General features: G+C 69.3%; 25 protein-coding genes and 2 pseudogenes. 16 read left to right on the forward strand and 11 right to left on the reverse strand.

The window, feature by feature from the left end:
- Window positions 1-194: 194 nt before the first annotated feature.
- The 6 genes and pseudogenes from ACTWPW_RS54245 (at window position 195) to ACTWPW_RS54270 (ending at window position 7,010) form a co-directional block, all read left to right on the forward strand.
- Window positions 195-668, forward strand: a complete 474-nt coding sequence (locus tag ACTWPW_RS54245) for a hypothetical protein (RefSeq protein WP_443173595.1) — start codon at window positions 195-197, stop codon at window positions 666-668.
- A 245-nt stretch (window positions 669-913) separates the two neighbouring features.
- Window positions 914-1,243, forward strand: a pseudogene (locus ACTWPW_RS54250) (transposase family protein); the annotation flags it as partial.
- 367 nt (window positions 1,244-1,610) lie between these two features.
- Complete coding sequence (locus tag ACTWPW_RS54255) at window positions 1,611-2,120, forward strand: DUF4365 domain-containing protein (protein ID WP_375117687.1); 510 nt, start codon at window positions 1,611-1,613, stop codon at window positions 2,118-2,120.
- Window positions 2,120-3,217, forward strand: coding sequence for a hypothetical protein (locus ACTWPW_RS54260; RefSeq protein ID WP_375117777.1), 1,098 nt, complete (start codon window positions 2,120-2,122; stop codon window positions 3,215-3,217). Before ACTWPW_RS54255 ends, ACTWPW_RS54260 begins: the two co-directional genes overlap by 1 nt.
- A gap of 2 nt (window positions 3,218-3,219) precedes the next feature.
- The gene (locus ACTWPW_RS54265) at window positions 3,220-3,855 is read left to right on the forward strand and encodes a hypothetical protein (RefSeq protein WP_443173596.1); all 636 of its coding nucleotides are present in this window, start codon (window positions 3,220-3,222) and stop codon (window positions 3,853-3,855) included.
- The gene (locus ACTWPW_RS54270) at window positions 3,852-7,010 is read left to right on the forward strand and encodes a helicase HerA domain-containing protein (RefSeq protein ID WP_443173597.1); all 3,159 of its coding nucleotides are present in this window, start codon (window positions 3,852-3,854) and stop codon (window positions 7,008-7,010) included. Before ACTWPW_RS54265 ends, ACTWPW_RS54270 begins: the two co-directional genes overlap by 4 nt.
- Window positions 7,011-7,188: 178 nt before the next feature.
- Here ACTWPW_RS54270 and ACTWPW_RS54275 read toward each other — a convergent pair whose 3' ends face one another.
- The 5 genes from ACTWPW_RS54275 to ACTWPW_RS54295 all read right to left on the reverse strand — a co-directional run bounded on the left by ACTWPW_RS54275 (window position 7,189) and on the right by ACTWPW_RS54295 (window position 11,348).
- Entirely contained in the window at window positions 7,189-7,449 is a 261-nt protein-coding gene (locus ACTWPW_RS54275; RefSeq protein WP_443173598.1) for a hypothetical protein, read from the reverse strand.
- A gap of 162 nt (window positions 7,450-7,611) precedes the next feature.
- Window positions 7,612-8,796: a DUF2786 domain-containing protein gene (locus tag ACTWPW_RS54280; protein ID WP_443173599.1), complete on the reverse strand. Its 1,185-nt coding sequence runs from the start codon at window positions 8,794-8,796 to the stop codon at window positions 7,612-7,614.
- Window positions 8,797-8,993: 197 nt separating this feature from the next.
- Complete coding sequence (locus ACTWPW_RS54285) at window positions 8,994-9,152, reverse strand: hypothetical protein (RefSeq protein ID WP_375117682.1); 159 nt, start codon at window positions 9,150-9,152, stop codon at window positions 8,994-8,996.
- 58 nt (window positions 9,153-9,210) lie between these two features.
- Window positions 9,211-10,110: an MBL fold metallo-hydrolase gene (locus ACTWPW_RS54290; protein ID WP_443173600.1), complete on the reverse strand. Its 900-nt coding sequence runs from the start codon at window positions 10,108-10,110 to the stop codon at window positions 9,211-9,213.
- A 389-nt stretch (window positions 10,111-10,499) separates the two neighbouring features.
- On the reverse strand, window positions 10,500-11,348 hold the full coding sequence (locus tag ACTWPW_RS54295; RefSeq protein ID WP_375117680.1) for a helix-turn-helix transcriptional regulator: 849 nt from the start codon (window positions 11,346-11,348) through the stop codon (window positions 10,500-10,502).
- Between the two features lie 111 nt (window positions 11,349-11,459).
- Here ACTWPW_RS54295 and ACTWPW_RS54300 point away from each other — a divergent pair, with 111 nt between their 5' ends.
- The 3 genes from ACTWPW_RS54300 to ACTWPW_RS54310 all read left to right on the forward strand — a co-directional run bounded on the left by ACTWPW_RS54300 (window position 11,460) and on the right by ACTWPW_RS54310 (window position 13,863).
- Window positions 11,460-12,224: an SDR family oxidoreductase gene (locus ACTWPW_RS54300; protein WP_375117679.1), complete on the forward strand. Its 765-nt coding sequence runs from the start codon at window positions 11,460-11,462 to the stop codon at window positions 12,222-12,224.
- 179 nt (window positions 12,225-12,403) lie between these two features.
- Window positions 12,404-13,282, forward strand: a complete 879-nt coding sequence (locus ACTWPW_RS54305) for a bile acid:sodium symporter family protein (RefSeq protein ID WP_375117678.1) — start codon at window positions 12,404-12,406, stop codon at window positions 13,280-13,282.
- A gap of 290 nt (window positions 13,283-13,572) precedes the next feature.
- Window positions 13,573-13,863 (forward strand): DUF427 domain-containing protein, encoded by a 291-nt coding sequence (locus tag ACTWPW_RS54310; RefSeq protein WP_375117776.1) that lies wholly within the window; start codon window positions 13,573-13,575, stop codon window positions 13,861-13,863.
- Between the two features lie 126 nt (window positions 13,864-13,989).
- Here ACTWPW_RS54310 and ACTWPW_RS54315 read toward each other — a convergent pair whose 3' ends face one another.
- On the reverse strand, window positions 13,990-14,550 hold the full coding sequence (locus ACTWPW_RS54315) for a TetR family transcriptional regulator (protein WP_375117677.1): 561 nt from the start codon (window positions 14,548-14,550) through the stop codon (window positions 13,990-13,992).
- Between the two features lie 103 nt (window positions 14,551-14,653).
- On the opposite strand from ACTWPW_RS54315, the gene ACTWPW_RS54320 reads away from it, so the two are divergent.
- On the forward strand, window positions 14,654-15,568 hold the full coding sequence (locus ACTWPW_RS54320) for an SDR family oxidoreductase (protein WP_443173601.1): 915 nt from the start codon (window positions 14,654-14,656) through the stop codon (window positions 15,566-15,568).
- A 176-nt stretch (window positions 15,569-15,744) separates the two neighbouring features.
- On the opposite strand, the gene ACTWPW_RS54325 is transcribed toward ACTWPW_RS54320, so the two are convergent.
- Complete coding sequence (locus ACTWPW_RS54325) at window positions 15,745-16,194, reverse strand: hypothetical protein (protein ID WP_375117675.1); 450 nt, start codon at window positions 16,192-16,194, stop codon at window positions 15,745-15,747.
- Window positions 16,195-16,743: 549 nt separating this feature from the next.
- Here ACTWPW_RS54325 and ACTWPW_RS54330 point away from each other — a divergent pair.
- On the forward strand, window positions 16,744-18,300 hold the full coding sequence (locus tag ACTWPW_RS54330) for an OmpA family protein (RefSeq protein ID WP_443173602.1): 1,557 nt from the start codon (window positions 16,744-16,746) through the stop codon (window positions 18,298-18,300).
- 258 nt (window positions 18,301-18,558) lie between these two features.
- Here ACTWPW_RS54330 and ACTWPW_RS54335 read toward each other — a convergent pair whose 3' ends face one another.
- Window positions 18,559-18,699 (reverse strand): hypothetical protein, encoded by a 141-nt coding sequence (locus ACTWPW_RS54335; protein WP_443173603.1) that lies wholly within the window; start codon window positions 18,697-18,699, stop codon window positions 18,559-18,561.
- A gap of 8 nt (window positions 18,700-18,707) precedes the next feature.
- The gene (locus ACTWPW_RS54340; protein ID WP_443173604.1) at window positions 18,708-18,938 is read right to left on the reverse strand and encodes a DJ-1/PfpI family protein; all 231 of its coding nucleotides are present in this window, start codon (window positions 18,936-18,938) and stop codon (window positions 18,708-18,710) included.
- A 351-nt stretch (window positions 18,939-19,289) separates the two neighbouring features.
- On the opposite strand from ACTWPW_RS54340, the gene ACTWPW_RS54345 reads away from it, so the two are divergent.
- A complete protein-coding gene (locus ACTWPW_RS54345) occupies window positions 19,290-20,381 on the forward strand; it encodes a glycosyl hydrolase family 95 catalytic domain-containing protein (RefSeq protein ID WP_443173605.1) in 1,092 nt (363 codons plus the stop codon).
- On the forward strand, window positions 20,378-22,123 hold the full coding sequence (locus tag ACTWPW_RS54350) for a hypothetical protein (RefSeq protein ID WP_443173606.1): 1,746 nt from the start codon (window positions 20,378-20,380) through the stop codon (window positions 22,121-22,123). The genes ACTWPW_RS54345 and ACTWPW_RS54350 overlap by 4 nt, the downstream gene beginning before the upstream one ends.
- A gap of 50 nt (window positions 22,124-22,173) precedes the next feature.
- Here ACTWPW_RS54350 and ACTWPW_RS54355 read toward each other — a convergent pair whose 3' ends face one another.
- Window positions 22,174-22,782 (reverse strand): TetR/AcrR family transcriptional regulator, encoded by a 609-nt coding sequence (locus ACTWPW_RS54355; RefSeq protein WP_443173607.1) that lies wholly within the window; start codon window positions 22,780-22,782, stop codon window positions 22,174-22,176.
- A gap of 94 nt (window positions 22,783-22,876) precedes the next feature.
- Here ACTWPW_RS54355 and ACTWPW_RS54360 point away from each other — a divergent pair, with 94 nt between their 5' ends.
- The 3 genes from ACTWPW_RS54360 to ACTWPW_RS54370 all read left to right on the forward strand — a co-directional run bounded on the left by ACTWPW_RS54360 (window position 22,877) and on the right by ACTWPW_RS54370 (window position 24,544).
- On the forward strand, window positions 22,877-23,626 hold the full coding sequence (locus ACTWPW_RS54360; protein ID WP_443173608.1) for an SDR family oxidoreductase: 750 nt from the start codon (window positions 22,877-22,879) through the stop codon (window positions 23,624-23,626).
- Window positions 23,627-23,878: 252 nt separating this feature from the next.
- Window positions 23,879-24,253: an SDR family NAD(P)-dependent oxidoreductase gene (locus tag ACTWPW_RS54365; RefSeq protein ID WP_443173609.1), complete on the forward strand. Its 375-nt coding sequence runs from the start codon at window positions 23,879-23,881 to the stop codon at window positions 24,251-24,253.
- Between the two features lie 105 nt (window positions 24,254-24,358).
- Window positions 24,359-24,544, forward strand: coding sequence for a hypothetical protein (locus tag ACTWPW_RS54370; protein WP_375117665.1), 186 nt, complete (start codon window positions 24,359-24,361; stop codon window positions 24,542-24,544).
- A gap of 54 nt (window positions 24,545-24,598) precedes the next feature.
- Here ACTWPW_RS54370 and ACTWPW_RS54375 read toward each other — a convergent pair.
- Window positions 24,599-24,935, reverse strand: a pseudogene (locus ACTWPW_RS54375) (alkaline D-peptidase); the annotation flags it as partial.

The raw sequence follows: 24,935 nt of genomic DNA on the forward strand, positions 1-24,935 counted from the left end.
TGCACGTACGAGGTGTCCTTCTGATTTGGGTTGCTGGAGCGTAGAGAACTCCCATCTTCCCAGGCCAAAGGGCACCTCGCCCTATTTCACAGTTCTTTTGTCAGATTCCCAGCGGTGGATCCAGGCTTAGCATCGGCGCAATTAGCGATCCGTATTGTTGAATGGTGATCACCCGACGAGCTCTGGAGAATGGCATGGTGCTGACCGAAACAGCCTCGGAGGCGTTACCGAAGCAGCGGAGGAGGTGGCCGTTCTTCGTGTGTCTCGCGCTCCTGGCTTCGATCGTCGCCTACACCCTGGTGTTCGACGTTTCCCAGTGGCGCAACGACGAGAAGCTGGCCCGGCTGCACGAGCGGGTGAGCATGCTCTCCCTTCCACCCGACACCGAGCATGATCTGCGGGCCGAGGCGAGCGTGGTGGGTCTTCTGTCGGGCAACAGCAACCATTGCGACTATCTGGTCCACCTGGCCCTGGTCACGAAGCTGTCCGATGCCGAGATTGCCCGCTACTACGAGTCCGTCACGGTCGAGGGCATCGAGGGCGGAGAGCTCTCCGGCACCGTATACGTCAACCCGAGCGGGTCATGGCGAGGAGACGGCTCCAAGGACGTCATCGTGGAATTCTTCGACGGAGGCCACGAAGCCGGGTTCGACATGCGTTGCCACTGACCCAAAGCCCCGGCCATCGCCGCGACACGCCGAACAACCTCCTCCTCAGAACTGAATGTGGTCACAAAGAGTTGAGCTTGGATGATCTGGCCTGATGTCTCATCGACGACTCGGACGGGCAGATAGCCGCGGCTGCGTTGGCTGTGCCGGTCGTGGGGGGTGGTGACGCGCCGGTAGGTGCGCCCGTTCAGAACGAAGCTGTCGCCCTCGGCGGCGGTACTGGCCCGCTCCAAGAGCGCGCGAGCGTGTTCGGGATGAACGCCCAGGTCATCGCCTCCCCGAACGGGACGATCCGGTGGACCTCTGGCGCGCTGCCCGGCAAGGCCCACGACCTGAGCGCCGCCATCTGGGGCATCCTGCGCGCGCTGGAGCAGGCCGGGATCATCGCCCTGGCCGACAAGGCGTACCAAGGAGCCGAAGGCCCGGTACGCACCCCGTACAAGGGCAAGAACAAACCCGAATCCCAGAAGCAGGCCAACCGCTCCCACGCCAAGCTCCGGGGACCCGGTGAACGAGCGAACGCCCAGCTGACGAGCTGGAAGATCCTCCGCAAGCTACGCTGCAGCCCTTCGCGGCTGGCAGCTCGCGCTGCTGGCCGAGGCCGCCCGGTAGGCGCGTACGCGGAGGTATGGCGCATGATGACGATCCTCCTACCCGCGCTGTGCCCGGCTCGGGCGAGGCCGTGGGTCGTGCACACCGAGGCGGTGACGCTTGCGGCGGATGTCACGGTGGCGGGTGCGGTCGCAGGCGGTACGCCTGACTTCAGATAATGGCACGTCACTGCGGCTCGGCACCGAACGAATTCGCATATTCAGGGTGGCCGTAAAAGGACGGAGGAAGACGTGTCTCATACGTCGCCAAAGCGAAACCTCCCTCCCCCTTGGCTGCGTGAAAGATACTCTCTAGCGTGCGGATCGGGCGGTCGGTGGTGAGGGAGACTGCGTGCTGGACCAGCGGAACCATCAAGGCAAGTTCGCTGAAGACTACGTGAGGGTACTTGCTTCGGCTGCGGGCCTTCTCGTCTATCAGGACGATCTCGACTATGACGGCATCGACCTGGGCTTCCGATATCCCGGAAGGACGGGATATATTGCCTCGCCTGCTATCGAGGTACAGGTCAAGTCATGGTCGGCGCCGCTGTGCAAGGGCCCGGATCTGCAATTTCGCGGACTGAACGAGGTGCAGTACAACAAGCTCGTCGCCGGTCCGTTTCTCGTTCCGCGTTACCTGTTCCTCGTCGTGGTCCCGTCGGAAAGCGACCGCTACGCACGTGTGGAGACCGAAGGGCTGACGTTGAGCCGGCTCTGCTACTACCGCGGGTTCGAGGGTGAGCAACCCGTCGCCTCTCCGAGTACCAAACGGCATGTCCCTATCCAGGTGCCGTTGGGGAACGTTCTCACGGTCCGCGCGTTACGCGAGCTCGTCGGGGCGCCCACGGGGTTGCTCGCGTGATGAGGAGTGTGTCGGTTTCCGATGTCAGCAGCTATCTGGCCTCTACTGGCTGGGTTCGCCAGCCGGAGGGCTGGAGAGGTGCGGCTGTCTGGGTGCATGACGGCGATCACGAGATCCTGGTGCCGGGGGCGGACGATCTGGCTGACGGGCCGCGGCGGCTCAGAGAGATCTTTTCGCTGCTGGCGAGGGTGGAGGGCCGCTCTGCCGAGGACATTGCGTCCGACATCAGCTCGCCCATGGCCGATGTCCAGTGGTACCGCGCACCCATCGTCCCCATGAATGGGCAGTTCGGGTTGGTTGACGCGGTCACAGCTCTCAACAGCGCCCAAGCCGCCTTGAGCGCGGCGGCTCGTGCCGCTCTGAGCGGACCTCGGCCGGTGTTCGACGGTACAGCACCAAAAGCAGTGCGTGATCTGCTCGCTCGCGTATGGATCGGGCCAATCGTGCCGTCTGCAGACCTCCTCACCGTACGCATTCCGTTACAAGAGCAAAAGTCCGACGACCCTCCGCTGGCGCGCCGCACCTTGACCCTGCTCCAACGTGCCACGCTGCTCCTGCGCGAAGCCAGCGCCGAGGTACACAGCACCGGCGACATCAGCGTCTTCGACGGCATGGTCCGGGACGGCGTGTCGGCCGAATTGTGTGTCGCGCTCGCCCGATTCGCCGGACCCGATCCCGGAACCCGCTTCGAGGTCGGTTTCCGCTGGGCCCGAGCACTGCCCTCCGAGGTGCCCGCGCAGACAGTGGTCTTCGAGGCCGAGAGCGGGACGTTGCTGCGCCGCGTCGCCCATAGGCTTCGGCGTCTCCACCGCGAAAGCGCTTCGGTCACGGGCTTCATCGGCACTCTCTTCGACAACGGGGGCGAGGATCGGTTCCGCGTTCACGTACGTGGCCAGGTGTCGATCGGAGAAGACGAGCCGCGCGGCTCCATATGGGTGCGCCTGCCCGACGAGGCGGCCTATGACGTAGCCGTCGATGCGCATCGAAACCGAACCGTCGTGCGTGCCGTTGGCACGCTCATGGACGTCAACGGCCGTCGTGAACTCATCGCGACCAGCTTCAGCAAAGTTGTGGACGATCGATCCGAGGAGAGCTGACCATGGAGAACACCGCGTTCGGAACCCGGGAGCGGGCCTTGCTCCTGGGTCTGATGACGCTCGGCGGGACGGCGTCCAACCCGGAGCTTCGTGCCCACGTCGGGGACGCACTCGACGGTGAGCCGCGGCGCCGTGTGAACAAGCGTGCTCTCGTCGCGAGCGAGAAGCTGGGCAGGTCCTACCACCACACGCTCACCGAGGATGGCTGGGCCTGGTGCGTGGCAGAGCTGGAAGGCTCGGCTCCGGAACGCGGAGGGTCGCTCGGCCGCACCCTCTACGGTGTCCTGCGTGTGATCAAGGGATACCTCGACGCGACCGACCTGAGCCTGGCCGAGTTCGTCGTCAAGGCCCGCGAAGGCGGGGCCGCGGCCTCGGGCGATCTGACCAAGGCGATCCGCGACGCCTACTGGCACCTGGTTCGCGAGCCGCAGGACTGGGTGCTCCTGACACAACTGCGAGCACAACTGGGAGACGCTTCCCGTGAGGAGGTCGACGAGGCGCTGCGGCAACTGGAACAGCTCCCGGATGTTCATCTGGTACCGGAAGCGGACCAGAAGACCCTGACCGACGAGGACAGGAAAGCGGCCGTCCTCATAGGCGGTGTGAGCAAGCACCTGCTGGCGATGGAGGCCCGATGAATGAGAACGAGGAACGGGCGCTACATGCCATCTCCAGAGTCCTCAACTGGGCGACAACGGCCGAGCATGCTTGGAACCCGCCCCCCTTCCACGTCGACGGCATGCATCCGCGGGCGGAGCAGCTGATCCTCGACGGCATCGATGAGGCGTCCGTCGCATCCCGGACCAGCCCGCTCGGCGTGGTGATCCAGGGTGAGGGAGGCGCCGGCAAGACTCACCTCCTCGGCTGGGTGAGGAGCAAGATCGCGCAGGCCGGCGGCTACTTCTTCCTCGTGGACTTCAGCGCGGGAGACGACTTCTGGCATCGGACCACGAGTGCGATGGTCGAGGACCTGGGCCGGTCGGTCGCAGGCCCGGACACTCCGAGCCAGGCGATGGTGGCCCTGCGCGCCCTGGCCACCCTCGCGGGAGCCGATGACCAGATCAGGGCAGCGATCGAGCGTGAATCGGGTATCACCCGCAGCGACCTCGATGCTCTGGTGAACGGGCTGGTGGCCAGGAACCGGCAGTTGCTGCGGTGCCGCGACACCATCCGGGCGCTCGCCCTCTACGCCGCCGCCTCGGGTCCGGCCCTCGACGTCGCTCACGATCACCTGATGTCGACCGAGGAAGCCGAGGAGGGCGATCGCAAGGCCTGGGGAATGGGCCGAGGAGTCAAGAAGCCGCACGACATCGCGGTCGAGCTGTCGATGATCCTCGCGCTGACCGGCCCCAGCGTCATCGCTGTGGATCAGATCGACGCGCTCCTCGAGCACTCCCGCGTGGCCGCCGCCACGGGCTCCGCCGCGCTGCCGCCTGATGCCGAACCGCGGAAAGATGTGATCGACGAGATCGCGAGCGGCCTCATGGCCCTGGTGCACGCCACTCAGAGAACGCTCTGTCTGGTGGCCTGCCTGCCCTCGTCGTGGAATCTGATCAGGAATCGGGCCATCGGAACGGCACAGGACAGGTTCCGGCCAGCCCTGATCCTCACCACCATCGCGAGCGCGGACATCGCGCAAGTCCTGATCGAGCGAAGGTTCGCCGTGGCATTCGCGCACGCGGGTTTCACCGCGCCCAGCCCCGCCTGGCCCATCGCCCCTACCGCGTTCGCAACAGCGCCTGGTCACACTCCCAGGACGCTGCTACGGCTCATCAGCGCACACGTTGCGACATGCCGGGCAGAAAGCGAAGTACGTCCGCTGGAACGTTTCGATCGAGAAGAACCAGCTCCCGCTGTCACATCTCTCGTCGAGACCGCTCCTTCCGTGCCGGAGACGAACCTGGCCCGGCTCGACGCGCGATTCGCCGGATTGCGCGGAGGGGCTGACGTATCGAACGCATTCGATCCGGAAAGGGAAGACGAACTCGCGCCTCCCTTGCTCGCCGCCGGTCTTAACGCCTGGATCAAAGAGCAGGACAAAGCGGGCATAGCCTTCTCCGTCGATCCGCCTCCGGGCCGCCGCCCCAGCCTGCACGCGAGATTGCGGCAGGCACTGGACCCCGATTCCGAGGAGCAGCGACACTGGACGTTCCGGATGATCGGCGCGCCGCACCACATCGCAGCACTCAAACGGCTGAACGACGGCATCACGGCGTCCGGCCTGGGCCCGGAGACGCCCGACCGTTGTTTCGTCGTGCTCCGCAACCTCGCATGGTCGGATGGGCCGGCCACTCAAGCTCGCCTGAAACAGCTCAAGGAGTGGGGTGGGCAATCACTCACCGTCCGGGGTGACGACCTGCGCGTGTTCGAGGCGCTGCGGCAAATGGCAGCCGATGAGGACCCGGAGTTCGAGAACTGGCTGCGTGCCCGCCGCCCGGCCAGTGATACCGAGCTGTTCACCAGCCTGCTCGGCGCGCTGACACTCATCGATCCATCACCGCCGCCTCAGCCATCGACCACAGGATCCGAACGGTCGGCAAGGGACCTCCTGGAATCCGCCGACGGCCGCACCGCGGTCATCCCGGTCGGCAGGCGTCTGGATACCGGCACCGATCTCGAACTGAAGCTGAGCACCCTCACCCGCCACACGGCCGTGTTCGCTGGATCCGGCTCCGGCAAGACCGTGTTCCTGCGGCGGCTCATCGAGGAGTGCGCGCTGCACGGGGTGTCGTCGATAGTGCTCGACTCCAACAACGACCTTGCCCGGCTGGGTGATCCCTGGCCCAGCCCGCCTCATGGTTGGAGCGACGAGGACGCCGGCAAGGCGGCTCGCTATTTCGCCGAGACTGAGGTCGTGATCTGGACTCCGGGACGTTCTCGAGGACGCCCGCTGACCTTCCAGCCGCTCCCCGATTTCGCACCAGTGCTCGATGACCGTGACGAGCTGGACTCCGCGCTTGGCCTGGCTGTCGAAGCGCTCGCCCCTCGGGCGAGCGTGGACGGGACGAGTGCCAAGGCGCGTAAGGGGAAGGCCATCCTCCGCCAGGCGCTGGGCTACTTCGCCCGCTCGGGCGGTGGCGACTTCGCCGCGTTTCTCGGTCTGCTCGCCGCCCTGCCGCTGGAAGTCAGCCAGATCGACCGCGCGGATCAGATCGCCGCCGAACTGGGACAGCTCCTCACCGCCGCGACGATCAACGACCCCCTCTTCGCGGGCCGCGGTGAGGCGGCGAACCCCGAGCAGTTGCTCAGCCCATCCACGGGCAAGCGGGCACGCGTCTCCGTCATCAGTTTCATCGGTCTAAGTGATGAGGCGAGACCAGGATTCGTCAGCCAGCTTCAGATGGCCCTGTTCTCCTGGATCAAGCGGAATCCGGCTCGTGGTCGCTCCCTCAATGGCCTGTACGTGATGGACGAGGCGCAGGCGCTCGTACCGGCGACACCGAAGACCGAAGCGCTGGCCAGCACACTGACCCTGGCCTCACAGGCGCGTAAGTACGGCCTCGGCCTTGTCTTCGCCACCCAGACACCGCGGGGCCTGCACAACCACATCGCGGGAAACGCCACAACGCAGTTCATCGGGAGGATCAACAGCCCCACGCAGATCGAGGTGGTCAAAGGGCTGGCGCGAGCCCGCGGAGGCCACGCCGACCGAGTTGGACGACTGGAGACCGGGCAGTTCTATGCCGCGAGCGAAGGCATACCCGAGGTGCTCATCCGGGCACGACAGTGCCTGAGCCATCATCCCGCCGATCCACTCACCGAACAGGAGATCATCGAGCGGGCATCCCGCTGATATCGCACATTGGCTCTGTGAGCCGGGTTGAGCGGGATCAGCCGGGCGCGCACCGCCGCGTTCAGCGCGGTCCGCAAGGTGGCGTGGATGCGTACCACCGTGGCGGGCGACAACCGGCGGCCGCCCGGCGAGGGACGCGCGGCCGGCGCCGCGAGGAGGTCGTTGACGTCGCTTGAGGTCAGCTGGTGCAGCCGGATCCGTCCCAGGCGGGGGACGAGGTAGCGGCGTATCCCTGCTTGGGCGACGGCCACAGTGCATCCTTGGTGGTCAGCCCCTGCTCGAGGGTGTATCCGGTCCCGGCGCCGTCGCGGTCAGCGCCTACCAGCGCCTTGCCGGCGGTCTCGGCTTCCTCGCGGTCGGCGTAACCGCTCTGGCGGGTGCGCCACCGACAGGCGCGAACACTGCGTCCCTCGCTGATGTCCGGTCTCGGGATCGACACAACCGCATCTCCTGCCGACCTGCGCATGAGCCAGTGCGCCAGGAGCGGGCGCGAGAGCTTCTCAAGCTCAGCATTCAGCCTTGTCTCGTCGGATCCGTGTCGTCGTGTCCTTGGATGGCTACCGCCAGGGAAAAGACATCCCCAGAATCAGAGATACAGGCGCTATCGGTCTCGGGCCCCGAGGCTGGCCTGATCGGCGGCGGTACGGCCGGCCGCCCAGCCCTCCCGATCCCAGGACGTGCGGACCGCGTGCGACACCAGGTTCGGGAACATGCGCTCGACCGCCTGCTCCACCTCCTGTTCGCGGGCCGCCAGCACCGGCACCAGGTCGGTGCCCCGGCCGGCGCTCTCCTGCGCGACCACACCCGCCGTGGCCTCGGCGAGCCGCTCCCCGATCCTGGAGGCGAACGCCGACAGGAACGACTGGCGGAACGTCTTGTTCCTCGACCGGCCGGTGCCGTGCTTCTTGGTGCCCGAGTTCACCAGCGCGGTCTGCGCCTGCACCAGCAGCGAGGTGAACAGCACCTCCACCCAGGACAGGTCCGCCCAGAACCCCAGCACGGTGGCGAACCCCAGCTCTTTCGACCAGATCACCCGGCACCTGTTGGCCTCGGCGATGAGGTTGAGCAGCACGGCCTTGGACTGCTCGTACGGCGCGTCGATGCCGACCCGGATGCCCGCCGGGGCCTCGCCTCCGCCTGGCTGCGCCTCCAGCATCGCCGCGTCGATGCTGTACTTCGCCATCAAGCTCTGCGCCGCCGACGTGAACGTCTCCGCCTCCGCCTCGTACGTCGTCGACTCCGCCTTGGCCAGCAGCGCCCGCACCCGCGCGAACGTCTTGTCGCTGACCGCGTGCGGACGTGCCTGGACCGTACGGCGAGCGGCCCCGGGCCGCGGGCTCAACGACTCCAGCCGCGGCAGCCCGGTCAGCAACCCCAGCAGTTCCAGCCCACCGGAGACGGTCACCAGTCGGCTGGCCCCGTCGCGTGCCTGCCGCGCCGCGAGGTAGCCGCCCGTCCACCACACCGTGGCCTCCAGGCCGGCGAGTTGGTCGCGCCAGCGCTCATCCACCGTGGCCGGCGGGTAGGCCCGCATCTCCCAGGCGATGAGGTCGGCCGCCGTCCGCCCGTGCCAGTCGGTCAGCCGCCTGGCCGCGATCCTGACCACGTCGGCGGGCTGCCAGCCGTTCCGCCACAATCCCGAGATCGCACGGGTCACGACCTCCACCAGGACGCGATCGGCGTCGTCCCGGTCGGCCAGGAAGGCGGCGGCGGAGTCGAAGGCTGCCTCATCCTCGCGGGCAAGGGCCTCCATCGCCGCGCCGATCAGCTCATTAGCCTTACTCACACGTGCCGTCCATCTTGAAGAAAGTCCGCCAGAACCCTACCGCGACGGAGCCTCGTCCCTGCTCACCGGCGCGGTGGAAGGCGGCCAGGTCGTGACCGTCCCCGGCTGACCCGCCTTCCAATGACGATCAGGGCCGAGCATAGGGGGTGTCCATGGCAGGCCACCCGTACGCGCCGGTGTACCGCTCGAAGATGTAGTCACGCGGCGTGGTGGTATTCGTTGGTCGTGCCTGTGGCGACGGGTTTTCGGCGGACGTCGGTGCCGGGGACTGGTGCGGCCGGTGCCCGTTGTGCTGGATGGCCGTGCTCGACGAAGACCAGCACGTACACCCGGTTGAGCGGCACGGTCTCGATCACCGGGAAGTCCGCATGCCCTCGCGGCCTGTCCCGCGCCGAACGGCTCGGACGGCCGCGATCACGCCGAGATGAACGGCTCCGTCAGATGCGGTGTCGCCAGGTGCAGCGTGGTGGCGGTTGCGCGGCCGAGCATGCGCTTCCTTGAGTGCCTGGCCGCCTCAGGGTCGATCTCGTGCGCGTAGGCGAGCTCGGGGTGGAGCAGCTGGAGCGCGTGCACGAGGAGGTCGCCGGTGACGAGCGCCAGCTCGCGCCCGTCGGCGACCAGCACGCTCTGGTGCCCGGGCGTGTGACCGGGCGTGGCGACCGTGCGCCCGGCGCGCAGCGGCGTGTCCCCGTCGAGGAGCCGGAGCCGGCCGGCCGCCGCGAGCGGGTCGGTGAGGGTCTCGCGGAGCTGCGGGTTGAGCGCGTCGAGGGCGTCGAACTCGGCCCGCTGGAGCAGGTATTCGGCGTTCGGGAAGTAGGGGCGGCGGTCGCTGGTCGCGCTGCCGGGCGCGGCGGAGCCGCCCGCCGCGCTGCTGGTCGAAGCGTTGCCGTCCGCCGCGCCGCCCGCTGATGGGACAGCCGCCTCGGTCACGACCGCCCATCCGACGTGGTCTGTGTGCAGATGCGTGAGCACCACGGTGTCGACGTCGGCCGGGTCGATGCCCGCGGCGGCGAGCGACTCGGGGAGCGCACCGGGGACGGGGGCCCATGAGCCGGCCGGGCTGTCCGCCGGACCGATCCCGGCGTCGACGATGGTGAGGCCCTTGTCGCTGCGGATCGCGTACGCGCGGAACTGGAGCCGCCAGCGGCCCTCGGCGTCGACCGCGCCCGGGTCGAAGCGGTCGGCCTCGGCCCACTGAGCGGCCGTGGCCTCGGGGAAGGCCTCGGCGCGCGGGGAGAAGAACGGGCCCTCGCCATCGGCGAGGGCGATGATCTCGGTCGAGCCGATCCAGAGGCGGGGAACGCTGAGGGACATGGCGCGATCCTGCCATGCCCTGCCACGCCGGTGATGGCTCGCCCCATCACCGGCTCCTGTACGTGCCGTGCTCGCGCGCCTCGGTCTGTGTGAGCACGACGATGAGGTGACGCACGCCGGCCCGCACCATGGCCGACGCCAACCTAAGCATCCGGCGTCAATGACGGTTCGCACGGCGAGATCGGGATCAACACCCGGCTGGCGGCTGGCGAGTGGCGGGCTCGAACGGCGTGTCCGTCGTGCTGGCCGGCGGCTCACCCGGCGGCTCACCCGGCAGCGGCAACTCCTCGGCGTGGTCCTCGTGTGGTCCGGGCTGCGCCCGCGCGGCGAGCACCGTACCGGGGCCGTTCCGGTGGGGGAGGAAACGGGGAAGGGAACTGGCCGCGCCGTCAGGGGCTGTCGGTGGGGAACCGTTCGTGCCCCAGCACCGCGAGCAACTGCAGCTTCTCGTAGCCCTCGCTGCGAGGAGGAGCGGTGAGCACGAGCAGCGCCTGGGACTGATCCTCGGTGAACAGCACCTGACAGTCGAGCTCGATCGGGCCGAGCTCGGGATGGATGAGCGTCTTGTGGTCCTCGAAGCGCCTGGCGACCTCATGCCGTTCCCACAGCTCGGCGAACTCCGCGCTGGCCTTCCGCAGGGCCCGCACGAACTCTCCGGCCCGCGACTGCGGGCCCATGGTTCCGTACGCGGCACGCAGGTTCGCGACCAGGGCGCGGCTCTGCCGGTCACGGTCGTCGGCCGGGTAGCGCAGCCGCTCCGAAGGATCGGTGAACCACCGGTAGATCTCGCTTCGGGCGAGACCCGTGTAGCCCGACTTGTCGCCGAACAGGGCGTCGGCCATCCGGTTCTGCACGAGCGTCTCGCCCAGGCTGGACAGGATGAGCGCCGGGGTGTCGCTGAGGCGGTCGAGCACGCGCAGCAGCGCTGGAGCGACATGCGAGGCGGCGGACACGGACGCCGGGGCGTTCTGCCCCGCCATCTGGAACAGGTAGTCGCGCTCGTCAACCGTCAGCCGCAGTGCCCGGGCGATCGAGGCGAGCATCTGCGGGCTGGGTTGCGGGGCGCGCTGCTGTTCGAGCCGTGTGTAGTAGTCGGTCGACATCGCGGCGAGTCCCGCGACCTCCTCGCGCCTGAGGCCCGGGGCACGGCGGCGCGCTCCCGGGGGGAGCCCGAGGTCCTCCGGCCGCAGCGCCTCACGACGGCGGCGCAGGAAGTCGGCGAGTGCTGCACGGTCCATGTGTCCAGTATCTGCCCGTGCCCCGAGGAGCGACGACCGTGAGCCAGGGATCGTCGATCCCCCGATAACCGCTCTCTGCACCGGCGCCGGCCGGCGAGGAAACCTTGGAGCATGAACATCTCCGGAAACACCGTCTTCATCCCGGGCTCCACGAGCGGCATCGGCCTGGCCCTCGCGATCGCGCTGCAAGCCGAGGGGAACACCGTCATCGTCGGCGGCCGGCGCGCCGACCTGCTCGATCAGATCGCCGCCGAGCACCCGGGCATCGACACCGTACGGATCGACACCGCGGATGCCGCGAGCATCGAGTCCGCCGCCCAGGAGGTCCTGGCCAGGCACCCGGATCTCAACGTCCTCGTCACGATGGCCGGCATCATGCGCGTCGAGGACTGGCACAAGCCCGACGCCTTCCTGGCCTCGGCCGAGGCGGTCATCACGACCAACGTGCTCGGCCCGATCCGCCTCATCGCCGCGTTCATCCAGCATCTGCAGACGCGGCCCGACGCCACGATCCTCACCGTCTCCTCAGGTCTCGCGTTCGCACCCCTCAAGATCACGCCGAGCTACAACGCGTCGAAGGCCGCGATCCACATGCTCAGCGAGTCGATCAGGCTGCAACTCGCCGACACGAACGTGAAGATCGTCGAACTCGAGCCGCCGTCCGTCCGCACCTCGCTGCTGCCCGGCCAGGAGGACAGCGAGCACGCGATGCCGCTCGAGGAGTTCGTGGCCGAGGTCATGGCACTGCTCGAGTCGGCGCCCGACGCGAAGGAGATCCAGGTCGAACGCGTGAAGTTTCTCCGCTACGGCGAAGCGCGCGGCGACTACGAGCAGGTCGTGGAGATGCTCAACGCGTCCGACCCGCACGGGAAGTAGTCCGGGCTCCCCGGGTGGCGGCGGCGTGCCACCCGGGGGTGAGGATTCGTCGCTCCGCCCCTCTTCCCATCTGGCCGGCGATCCCACATGGTGGGGGTCTGCAGCCGACGTCGATCAACGGAAGGCGCCCGGGACCCGGGTCAACGAGCCCTTCCGGCACGGAGAGGACTCGCCCTTCCATGGCCCTTGCCAGCGTCTTCCTGCCCATCGCTCTGGCGATCATCATGCTGGGGCTCGGCCTGAGCCTGACGGTCGCCGACTTCCGCCGCGTGCTCGCCTACCCCAAAGCCACCGTCGTGGCGCTGACCTGCCAGATCCTCATCCTGCCCGCCGTCTGCCTCGGCCTCGTGCTCGCCTTCGGCTTACCGCCCGCCCTCGCCGTCGGCATGATGTTGCTGGCCGCCTCGCCGGGCGGCACGACCGCGAACCTCTACAGCCACCTGTTCGGCGGCGACGTCGCGCTCAACGTGACGCTCACCGCGATCAACTCGGTGCTGGCCGTCTTCACGCTGCCCCTGGTCACCAACCTGTCGCTGAGCTACTTCGGCAACGCGGGCACGCTCGGCCTCCAGTTCGACAAGACGCTGCAGGTGGTCGCGATCGTGCTGGTCCCCGTGGCGGTCGGCATGCTGGTACGCGCGTTCGCCCCGCGTTTCGCCGACCGCATGGGCACGCCCGTGAAGATCACCTCTGCCGTCGTCCTGGTCCTGGTCATCCTCGGCGCGCTCCTGCAGGAGCTGGACAACCTCAGCGGCTACATCAGCTCCGTCGGCCTGATCACGGCCCTGTTCAGCGTGGTCAGCCTGACCGTCGGCTACTGGGCTCCCCGCCTGGCCGGGGTGGGCCGTCGCCAGGCCATCGCCTCCTGCATGGAGATCGGCATCCACAACGCGACCCTCGCGATCGCGGTCGCGCTCAGCCCGGCGCTGCTGAACAACGCCCAGATGGCCGTCCCCGCGGCGACGTACGGCATCCTGATGTTCCTCACCGCGGCCGCCGCCGGATTCCTCGTGAGATCCCGCACGCCGGAAGCCGCGGCCGAGACGACCGCCGCCTAGTGTCCCGGTCTTGAGTCTCGTCGTCTGATGGAGGGATGGCGGGCAGACCATGACGTCCGCTCGTCGGTGGTCATCTCGGGTTCTTGGCCTCTTCTCGCAGTTGCATCCAAGGCCAAAGCGTGCCCGAGCGTGTTCGGCGAAGGCAGGCGAAGTCAGGCGATGGCGCGGTCCATGGCCGAGGCGTAGGCGCGGGGTGTCGGCTGGTGCGCTGGGTTCGTCTGTCGTGGAAGGGCGACGATCGGGCTGAGACCGGTGTGTCCGCAGGTCACTGCCGCTTCGTGTCAGAGATCATGGGTCTCGTGCGAGCAGTGTGGAACGATCAGACCATCGCCGAGAGCGAGGACACGGTTGTCGTCGAAGGCAACCACTACTTTCCCCGGGAGACGCTGCGCGATGACGTGCTGCGTGAGTCCGGCACCCACACCATGTGTCCGTGGAAGGGGCAAGCGTCTTACTACACGCTGGAGAGCGGCGGCGTGCGTAGTGAGGACGCGGTCTGGTACTACCCCGAGCCGAGGGAGGGGGCCGAGATGGTTCGCGGGCGGGTCGCTTTCTGGAAGGACGTCCAGGTCGTGGACTGAACAGGCACCTTGGCCTCCAGGGGGAGGACGATCCGAGAAACCCCAGCCCGCATCACCCACGAGCACGATACCGCCGCCCGCCGCCCGCCGCCCGCCGCCGGGCACGCTGACCGCCACGCAAGTCTTCTACCGGCTGGTGAGCGCGCGGAGGTCGTCGAAAGCTTGGAGGAGATGCGCGTCCAGGCTCTTCGAGGGGTCGTCGATCCAGGCTCGGGCCGCCTGGTGGAAGGTGGCCCAGCCCGTCTGGGCGGCCAGGGCGGCCAGCCGGTCGGCGACGCCGCGCCGCCGCAGGGCCTCCGCCAGGGCGTCGGTGAGCAGCGCGGCCTTGGCCAGGTCGCGTTCGCGCAGCGCGGGTGTGGCGGCGATGACCTCCAGCCGTGGTTCTGAGAACGGGCGGTTGTCCTCCAGGATCCGCCCGGCTTGCCTGAAGGCCCGCAGCAGGATCTCGAACGGCCGCAATCCGTCGGGCGCTTCCGCCACCGCCCGCGTCAACGCGTCACGCAGGTCGGCTTCGCCGTCGAAGAGCACCTCGCGCTTGTCGGGGAAGTGCCGGAAGAACGTGCGCTCGTTGACCCCGGCGCGTGCGGCGATCTCGGCCGTGGTGGTCTGGTCGAACCCGCGTTCCCTGTACAGCTCCAGTGCCGCCTGCTGAAGGCGGCGCCGCGCTTCTGCTCCGCTCCGTGGCACACTCCGAGACTACCGCAGGTTGCGCCAGTGACTGACATTATGTGTAGAGTCAGTGACTGGCGCTAAGTAGTGCCAGTCACTGACACCAAGCGGAAGAGTCCTCATGCATGTCTTCGTCACCGGTGGTTCAGGCCAGACCGGCCCGGCGGTCGTCGCCGAGCTCATCGCGGCCGGTCACACCGTCACAGGTCTGGCGCGGTCGGAAGCCGCCGCCGCCCGGCTCTCGTCACTGGGGGCCACGCCGCACCCCGGCTCCCTGGACGACCTCGACATCCTCCGCAGCGGCGCCGAGGCCGCCGACGGGGTCCTGCACATGGCGTACGGCGGCGACTTCTCCGACCTCGACGACATGATGCGGCGCGACACGACCGCGATCGAGGCGCTCGGCCGGCCGCTGGAAGGCTCCGGTAAGCCGCTCGTCGTCACCTCGGGCACCCTGGTCCTGCCCGCGGGCCGGGTGAGCACCGAGCGGGACGAGCCCGACATGGCCGGGATCGCCGCCTTCCGCATCGCCGGTGAACGAGCCTGCCTGGACTTCGCCACCCGTGGAGTACGCGCGAACGTGGTACGCCTCGCCCCCACCGTCCACGGCCCCGAAGACCACGGTTTCATCCCCCAGCTCATCGCCACCGCGCGCGAGACCGGCGTCTCGGCCTACGTCGGCGCCGGCGCCAACCGGTGGCCCGCGGTCCACAGGCTCGACGCCGCGGTCCTGTTCCGCCTGGCGCTGGAGCAGGCAGCGGCGGGCAGCGTGCTGCACGGAGCGGCCGAGAGCGGCGTCACCTTCAGGAGCATCGCGGAGACGATCGCCCGGGTTCTCGATCTGCCGGCGGTCTCGCTGACTCCCGGCGAGGCCGCCACGCACTTCGTCAGCCCGTTCATGGCCCTCGCCCACGCTTTCGACGGGCCCGTCTCCAGCACCTACACGCGGGAGTCGCTCGGCTGGTCGCCGACCCACCCGACGCTGCTCGACGACCTGGAGCACGGCGACTACCTCGCCACCCCGGTCAGGCCATGAGCACCCTTGCCACGGGCGTTCGCGGGCCCGCGGCGCGGTGCCGTCGACGACGCGGGCCGTTCTGGTCGCTGCTTTGAGACAAGAACGCGGCAGGGACGGCGACATCAACCGTGGTACGTCCCAGTCCGGACTGGCGGTCCCGGCCGCGGTGAAGCGGCCGCGTCATGCTCGGATGATCACGGGCAGGTACTTGTGGACTGGGCCACCACGTGGGCGGCCGCGAAGTCCTCGACCTTGACGTACGCCATCGACTTACCTCTCCGGTCGTACCTGGTGTGGTTGTCGGGCTGGCCGGGCAGGGCGAATTTCACGTAGTAACACCAGCCCGCGTCTATCTGCACGACGTCCCAGTCCTCGTTGGACGGGGTGCGCCCGCCCCTCGGGGCGAGGCCGCGGGATGCCTGGTCGCTGCCGCAGGTCGGTCTGGTGGTCGTCAAGGTGCCCGTGGAGCCGCCGCTGAGGCACCAGTTCCTGATGGCCGTCGCGGGGTAGGCGCTGTCGTTGATCACCGCGCCGTTCAACAGCGCGGTTCCCGCGAACGCCGGCGGCGGCGCGACGGCCGTCAGCGTGACGATTCCGGCGACGACGGCCGTGGAGACCAGTGCGGCTCGCTTGATGATGGACACGATCGCTCCCTACCTCGGGTATCCGTGCGCCTGGTCAAGATGTCTTCTTGATCGGCGGTTTCGCAGGACCAAAAGCTAGTTCAGCCTGGTTTGTCCAGCGAGAGCGCGATGTGCTGGACAAACAACACGGGGCGCCGTGAATGCCAACGGGACTGCGATGCGGGACCAATCCAGCGGTTCGCGCACGAGTTGCGCGGTCTGCATGATTCCGCAAGCCGGCGGAACGTGGACTGGGGATGGGCGCGATGAGGGGCTGCCGGTCAGATCGCGGTGCCCCAGCGGTATCGCCGTCTCGCGGTGTACACGGAGCCGCCCGTACTCCGGCAGCCGTCACCATCGGGGCCTGGTGACCCCTGAGTGTCGGCTGTTCTCGCGTCCGGTACCCCCACGACCCTGCTGCGCGCCGTACGCTGCGGAGTTTGCCGTCGGCAGCGGAGCGTCTCGCTGCCCTCGGATCTTGGAACTCCCGATGGCGCCTTCGTACGACAAGCCGCATTGGTTTGTCCGAAAACATAACTTTCGGTCGGAAAGTACGACAGGATCGTGCGGGTGAGCCCCCGGAGTGTCGTCCCGTTCGTTGTCCTCCTCATGGTCGCCGCCTGCACCGCGCAGGAGGCGGCGCCATCAGCCGCGCCGGCTCCCTCGACCGCGCCGCCCTCGAGCAGCGCGGCCGCCACCCCGAGCGCGTCCGGTCAGGATGCCCGGCCCGCGCTGGCGGAGACCCGAAGCACCAAGACCCCGGAGCTCACGGTCGCGGTCGTCGGTCTGAACCGGGTCAAGGGCAAACACCTGGTGGCCCAGCTCAGGCTCACCAACACGGGCACGGAGGCGAACCTGTCGTGGCCGGGCCAGATGGGCGACAACACGCGCCCGCTCGGGCAGATCCGCTGGGCATCCGGCATCGGCGTGCTCGACGCGCAGGCCCGTACCTGGATCCTGCCGTACAAGCCGGCCGACTTCCCGTGTCTGTGCAGCGACGAGGACCGCGACGGTCTGGGCATGTTCATCGACGGGGGACAGTCGATCACCGTGTACGCGGTCATGCCCGCCCCGTCGGGCAACCCCAGCACCGCCACCGTCGTCACCCCGGTGGGCCCGCCCATGCCTGACGTGCCGATCAGTGACGACCCGCCGGTCCCGGCGCCCGGCATGACCATCCCCGACCCGGACGCCGAGCCCGTCACCACCGTCACCCGCCGGCTCGTGACCCCGTCGGAATCGCTCGACAAAACGGAAGAGACGGCAGACACCGGCACGGATCTCCAGGTCAACCTGTCGTCGGACGTGCTGTTCGCCCTGAACAAGGCCATGCTCACCCCCAGAGCCAAGGCCGTGCTGGCCCGCACCGCCAAGCTGATCGACGCCTCGCTCGGCCCCTCCGTGCAGGTGGACGGGCACGCCGACTCCTCCGGCACCGACGCCATCAACAACCCGCTCTCCGCGCGCCGCGCCGCAGCCGTGCGCCAGGCGCTGTCAGCGCTCGTCACCAGGCAGGACGTACGTTTCCGAGCCAAGGGGTACGGCTCTCGCCAGCCGCTCTACAGCAACGACACCGACGAGGGCAGGCGGCGCAACCGGCGGGTCACGGTGACGTTCGCCAAGCCGCAGGCCGCCTCCGAGCAGCCGGCCACGTCCACCACGTCCACCACGTCCGCCGCCCCGGGCGCGACCGGGCTGACGGCCACCGGCAAGGCGGATGGCCAGCCGATCTCCATGGAGGTGACGGGGCTGCGGCGGCTGCCCGGCGGCCTCGGCCTGCTGACCTACCGGATCAAGAACGAGGGCGCCGCCGAGACCTGGTTCAACGAGCTGCACCATGCGCAGGACTGGATGTCGTTCAAGTATCAGGCGGCCACCAACGTGACGCTGACCGACGTGGCCGCAAGGCGTCAGTATCTGCCCGGCCGCCTCCAGGTGCCCGCCGAGGGCGGGAACGTGGACTCGTACTGCGCCTGCACGGACCTGTCCGGCGTGCGGCTGGGCACGGAGAAGTTCGGGCCCGGGGCGGAGAAGGTGTTCTGGAACCTGTTCGCGCTGCCCGAGGGCGTGGCGACGATGAAAGTGAAGATCGGGACCTTCCGTGACCTCCAGGTCCCCGTGCGGTAACACGCGCCCAGCCTGACAGGCCGGCGACGAGGGCCGCGGGGATCAGGGCGACCGCGAGCGCGACGGCCCACCACCGAGGAGCTGGGCCGTCAAGCAGCACGGTGATACCGAGGGGCACGAGCAACGCCCTGGCCGAGTCCCTCGAACAATAGACGCTGCGGGGCGGCGCACGGCTCGCACGGGAAGTCTGGACTCCCAGGTCAAGCGCCTGGCTGCTGGAGCGCGGCGGATCGGAAGGCGGGCGCGTACCGAATCACCTCACAACGACACTTTCGCGCCCTCCAGCACGCGCATGAAGGCACGCGACCATTCAGGCAGGTCCGGCCAGCCACGACAGGAGACCATCGCGCCGTCCACCACGTCGGGGGCGTCCACGAAGGTCGCGCCGGCCATCTCCATGTCGGTCCTCAACGGCGGGAACGCCGCCGTGGTACGGCCCGCGCAGCAGGCCCAGCGCAGCAGGCCCAGCGCAGCAGGCCCAGCGCGGCCGGCACCTGCGGGCCGTGGCAGATCGTGCCCACCGGCAGGCCGTGCTCGAAGAAGTAGTGCACGATACGGGCGACGTCGGGATCGGTGCGGATGTACTCCGGCGCGCGGCCGCCCGGGATCACCAGCGCCTGGTAGTCCTCGGGTTGCACGTCGGCGAACGCGGACGCGTGGTGGGGGCGGCCACGACCGCCTCGTGACCCCCTTCCCGGAGCCGGAAGACGGGGTACATGGAGTCCAGCTCTTCCGCCGCATCGCCGGTCAGAGCAAGCACTCGGGCCATGACTCACTCCTGTTCTCCACGGTAATCCGCGTGGGACTGGAATGGCAGACCCCCGCCGCAGGCCTCGCTCGAGCCCGCGCCCGGCCCTCGGGTGCTCGACCTCGGCGTCGCAACCGGCAGGCTGACCGACCGTGTTGGGTGCGAGAACCCGATCGCCGTGTTGATCTGGAGGTCAGTGGCTCGAGCGCGAGGTGGGTTCGGGCGTCCTGCCCGTGGTGTGGTGGTCTTCGCTGTATGTGCCTGGGCGTTCTGGCCGATGGGCGGAGTGTGGCTGAGCTGGCTCCTCGCCGAGCGGCTGCGCTTCGGCGCGGATGAGCGCTTCGCGCGCGAGCGGGCGTGGCCGGTGTTGCGCGGGGCCGCCGAGTTCTGCCTCGACTGGCTGGTCAGGGACCCCGACGGGACCGTCGGTACGTCGCCCTCGACCTCGCCGGAGAACCACTACCTCACGCCGCAGGGGCACAGCGTCGCGGTCGGCCACTCCTCGACGATGGACCTGACCCTGATCTCCGGGCTGTTCACGGCGCTGGCCGCCCTCGCGCGGCGCCTCCACCGCACGGACGACCCGGTCGTTGCGGCGGCCCGGGCCGTGCTGCCGCTGATCCCGGAGCCGGCCACCGGCCGTGACGGCCTCGTCCGCGAATGGATCGACGACGCGCCGCAGGCCGAACGCGGGCACCGGCACCTCAGCCACCTGGTGTTCGCCTATCCCGGGGACACCCCGGCCGACCCCCGGCTCACCGCGGCCGTGGCCCGTTCCCTCGACGATCGGGAAGACGACTCCACCGGCTGGTCACTCGCCTGGAAGCTGGCGCTGTGGGCCAGGCTCAGGGAACCCGCGAGGGTGTCGCGGCTGCTCGGCCTGGTGCTTCGCCCGGCGCCCATGGAATCGGCGGGCGAGCGCGGCGGGCTGTACCCGAACCTCTTCGGGGCGCATCCGCCGTTCCAGATCGACGGCAACCTCGGCTACGTCGCGGCGGTGGCGGAGACTCTGGTTCAGAGCCACGACGGCAAGATCACCGTCCTGCCGGCCGTGCCGCCGGAATGGCGCAGCGGACGGGTGCGCGGAATCGTCGCCCGACCGGGGGTCGCGGTGGACGTGGCCTGGGACACCAAGGCCGGGCAGGTGCGGGCGACAGAGATCGCGCTGCGCGCTCGGCGGCCGGCCGGCCGTACCCAGGTCGTCGTGCGAGCCGGTGGACGCGAAGGCCGGATCGACCTCAGCGCGGGCGGGCGGGTCCTGGTGGATCCCGAGACGCTGGCGGTGTCCCCTCCTCTCGTCCCGGACGGCTCCACGGAGAGGGCCGGCCGGTGAGGACATCGCTTGACGTGGCCGACTTCGGCGCGGTCCCCGACGGGGGAGGCGACGCGGCGCCCTCGGTCGTGGCGGCCCTCCAGGCGGCCGCGGCCCACGCAGGTCCGGCGACGCTCCGGTTCCCCCCGGGCGAATACCACCTCTGGCCGGACGCCGCGCAACGACGTGAGCTGTACGTTTCCAATACCGTGGGCGACGACCCGCGCGTACGTGACAAGACGATCGCCCTGCTCGTCGAGGCGGCAGACGATCTCGAGATCTCCGGCGCGGGCGCCCGCCTGGTCCTGCACGGGCTCCAGACGACCTTCGCCGTGATCGACTCTCGCCGGGTACGGATCGAGGGGCTCGAGTTCGACTTCGCCGTCCCGACCGTGGTCGACGCCACGGTGGTGGACGCCGGGCTCACGGCAGGACGGGCGTACCGGGTGATCAGCGTGCCCGAGGCCACGCTGTTCGCCGTCGACGGCCGTTCCGTACTCTGGCACGGGGAGCTCCTCGGCTCGGGAACGTACGCCTGGGAGGGTCACGACGCGCTGGAGTACTCACAGATCCACGACCCGGCCGCCGGGCGGACCCGCCGTGCCCCCAACCCCCTGTTCGACGGGGTCCACCAGATCGTGGCGGCGGGTCGGCGCGAGATCCGGATCGTGTACGACCACGACGAGGAACCGGCTGACCTCGGCCTCGTCTACCAGATGCGGCTGACGACGCGTGATCATCCAGGCGGGCTCGTGCTCGACAGCACCGGCGTGACGTTGTCCGGCGTACGGTTTCGGTTCCTGCACGGCTTCGGCGTCGTGGCCCAGGCGAGCCGTGACATCTCCATCGAGAGATGCGAGTTCAGGGCACCACCCGGCACCGGGCGGCACAGCGCGGGTTTCGCCGACTTCGTGCAGTTCTCCGGCTGCTCCGGCCGTGCGGTCGTGCGTGACTGCCTCTTCGACGGGCCACACGACGACCCGGTCAACGTGCACGGCACCTATCTGCGCGTAGCCGGTCAGCCCACCCCGCGCACGGTGGAACTGGAGTACGCACACCGGGAGACGGCGGGCATGCCCCAGTTCTCAGTCGGCGACGAGGTCGAGATCGTCGACCGCGAGACGCTGCGGCCGATCGCCCTGGCGACGGTGGAGCGGGTGCGTCAGCCCGGCGGCCGGGACCACGGCGGTCCTCTCAGGACCATCACGCTGACGGTCGGCTCCGCGCTTCCCGGAGAGCTGGCGGGACGAGCCGCGGTGGAGAACGTCACCAGGACCCCGACCGTGCACATCGTCCGCAACGTCTTTCGCAACGTGCCCACGCGCGGGGTGCTCGTGACCACCCGCCGCCCGGTGCTCATCGAGGAGAACCGGTTCGAACGCACCGGAATGGCGGCTGTCTACGTTTCGGGCGACGCCACCGACTGGTGGGAGTCGGGGCCGGTTCGGGACCTCACCGTGCGGGGCAACGAGTTCGTCGAACCAGGCGGTCCAGCGGTGTTCGTGGATCCCAGGACCGCGACGTCCGACCCCGCCCACCCCGTCCACCGCGGCGTCGTCGTCGAGGGGAACCGCTTCGCGCTGGACGGTGTGCCCGCGCTCGACGCCAAGGGCACCGGGGGCATTCGGTTCAGGGACAACACGCTCGCCCGCCTCGGCGCACCCACCTGGGACATCGTCCTAAGCTCGTGCCCGGATGCGGACATCGGACATGCCGTGAGCGAGCCGCCACTTCGGGTGCTGCGGAGCGCGCCTCCACGCTGACTCCTTGACACCTCGGAGGGCGGCGCCCGCGTGCCCGGGAGCCATTCGCATCAGGTGGGCGGCCACTGCCGTAGGGCCATGTCGGCCACCCTGTGGAGCTCGTCGCGGGTCGCGCCGCCGGCGGCCTGCACGGCGATGCCGTTGGCCACGGCCATGAGGTATCGGGCGAGCAGGCCGGGATCGCTGCCCGCGGGCAGGTCGCCCGCATCGACGGCCCGCTGGAACCGCTCCCGCAGGAGCGAGATGCCGTTGTCACGCCAGGCTGCCAACGTGTCCCGGGCGCTGAGACCGGCCTCGCCCGCCGCCAGGGAACCTTGGACGCCAAGGCAGCCGGCGGGACAGCCGGGAGTGGTGGTGGCCCGTACGCACCCGTTGAGGAACGCCGTGGCGACCTGCCGCGCCGTCGGCTCCTCCAGGGCCCGCGGGACGTACGCGGCGGGGCCGTCGGTGTAGCGCTGCAGGGCCTTGTGAAACAGGTCTTCCTTGCTGCCGAAGGCGGCGTACATGCTGGTACGGCTGATGCCCATGGCGTCGGTCAGGTCGGTGAGGCTGGCGCCCTCGTAGCCCTGCTCCCAGAAGACGCGCATGGCCCGGTCGAGCGCCTTGTCGACGTCGAAGCCGCGCGGCCGGCCGATCGGCGCCTTCCCCTGGGTGTTCACGTCACCGATCATACCTCTTCTGTACCGATCGGTGCGGAAGTGCTATCGTCCACTTCCGTACCGATCGATACAGATTTCTAACGAGGTGGGAAGCATGGGACAGTTCGAAGGTAAGACCGCGGTCGTCACCGGCGGCGGAACGGGGATCGGCCTGGCCACCGCCGTACGGCTGGCGGCCGAAGGCGCGCACGTGTTCATCACCGGCCGCCGGAAGGCGGTCCTTGACGCGGCGGTGGAGCGCATCGGCCCGGCGGCGGTGACCGCCGTGCAGGGCGACATCTCGGACCTGGCGGACCTGGACCGGCTCTACGACGCGGTCCGGGCCCGGGGCCGGGGCCTGGACGTGCTGTTCGCCAACGCCGCCGCCGCGTCGTTCGCGACGCTGGAGCAGGTCACCGAGGAGCACTTCGACGAGATCTTCGGCGTCAACGTCCGGGGTACCCTGTTCACGGTGCAGAAGGCGCTGCCGCTGCTCAACGACGGCGCGTCGGTGATCCTGAACAGCTCGGTGCGCGCCGGTGACGGTGTCGCGGCGTTCGGCACGTATGCGGCCTCCAAGGCGGCGATCCGGTCCTTCGCCCGGACCTGGGCCAACGAGCTCAAGGGCCGGAACATCCGGGTCAACGCGATCTCCCCGGGCACCATCGACACCCCCGGGCTCGACGGCGTGGTCGGGACGGGGGACGCGCCCGTCACCAAGTCGGATTTCGCCGCGGCGATCCCGCTCGGCCGCATCGGGCGCCCGGACGAGATCGCCAACGTGGTGGCTTTCCTCGCCTCCGACCAGGGCAGCTTCTTCCTCGGCGCCGACCTGGTCGTTGACGGGGGCGAGATGCACATCTAACGGGTGTCGTCCTGTCTGCTTCCCGGCCGGTTTTCCTGGCCTCGACCGACGTGTGCGGGACGTATAGAAGCGGACGTCAGCGTTTCGTCAACTCGCGAGCCGATGGCCGGGGCTAGATTCGTCAGCGATCCCACCAGAACACCGGGGGAGTTGCCACGTGGCTGCCGCACATGGGCGCGATCACCGTACGACCCGTCCCGCTGTGTTCGCTCCGCATCACCTCTCAACGCTCACCAGCTGAACGGAGTGGACATGGATCTGCAACTGACGGGGCGGCGCGCCGTGGTCACCGGCGCAAGCCGGGGAATCGGATGGGCGGTGGGCCGCGCCCTCGCGGCCGAGGGCGCCGCCGTGGCCCTGGTCGCCAGGAGCGCCCGGCACGTCGAGGGCGGCCGGCTCGCCTCCACCCTCGGCCTGACCCCGGACGCCGTCCAGGGCGTCGAGGTCAGCGTGCACACCATCATGGCGGACCCGAACCCGCAGACCCTGACCGAGCTGGCCGCCCACGCCGCCGCCGGCGCGCTGCGCGTCCCGGTCACCGCGACCTACGCGCTGGAGCAGGCCCCCGAGGCGTTCGCCGCCTTCGGTGCCGGAACGCTCGGCAAGATCGCCGTCACCTGCTCCTGATGCGCTCGCCATGAGGTCCGAGAACGTCTGCGCCGGCTGACCAGCCGCCATGGCCATGCCGGAGGCCCTCGCCCCGGCCACCCCCCGACCCGCGAAGAAACCTTGATGACCATCGCCCTGTGGATCGTGCAGGCCGTGCTGGCCGTCATGTTCGGCATCGCCGGCGTGACCAAGTCCACCCAGCCCAACGACAAGCTCGAGCCCAAACTGCCCTGGGCCGCGAACCGGTCCCACGCGGCCTGGCGTGACGCCCCCAGAGCCTCGCCGATCCTGGCCCACGTCACCCCGTGATCCCGCGGCAGCCGCACCCACGCGCGCAGGTCACGCCCGGCCTCCGTATGGAGATCAGGGCCGTCCGGCCTGCTCGTTGCCGAAGACCTCGGCGAACAGGCGCTGGGTGGCCTGCTGGAAGGCGGCTCCCAGGGACATGGCGGCATCGTCGGGGTAGTTGAGTGCGGCGGTGAGGGTCTTGCTGCCGTCGGGGGTGCTGTACATGAGCGCGGCGTGGCCGGCCATGCCGCCGTTGTGGGTGATGACGGTGCCGCCGCCGGGCGTCTCCTGCACGAACACGCCCAGGCCGTAGCCGGCCTTGGCCTCCGGGGTGCACATCTCGGCCAGCAGCTCGCTGGGCAGGAGCTTGCCGCCGACCAGCGCGGTGATGAAGGTGTGCAGGTCGCGGGTG

This window comes from Nonomuraea sp. KM90, from assembly GCF_052246675.1.
Taxonomy (GTDB): domain Bacteria; phylum Actinomycetota; class Actinomycetes; order Streptosporangiales; family Streptosporangiaceae; genus Nonomuraea.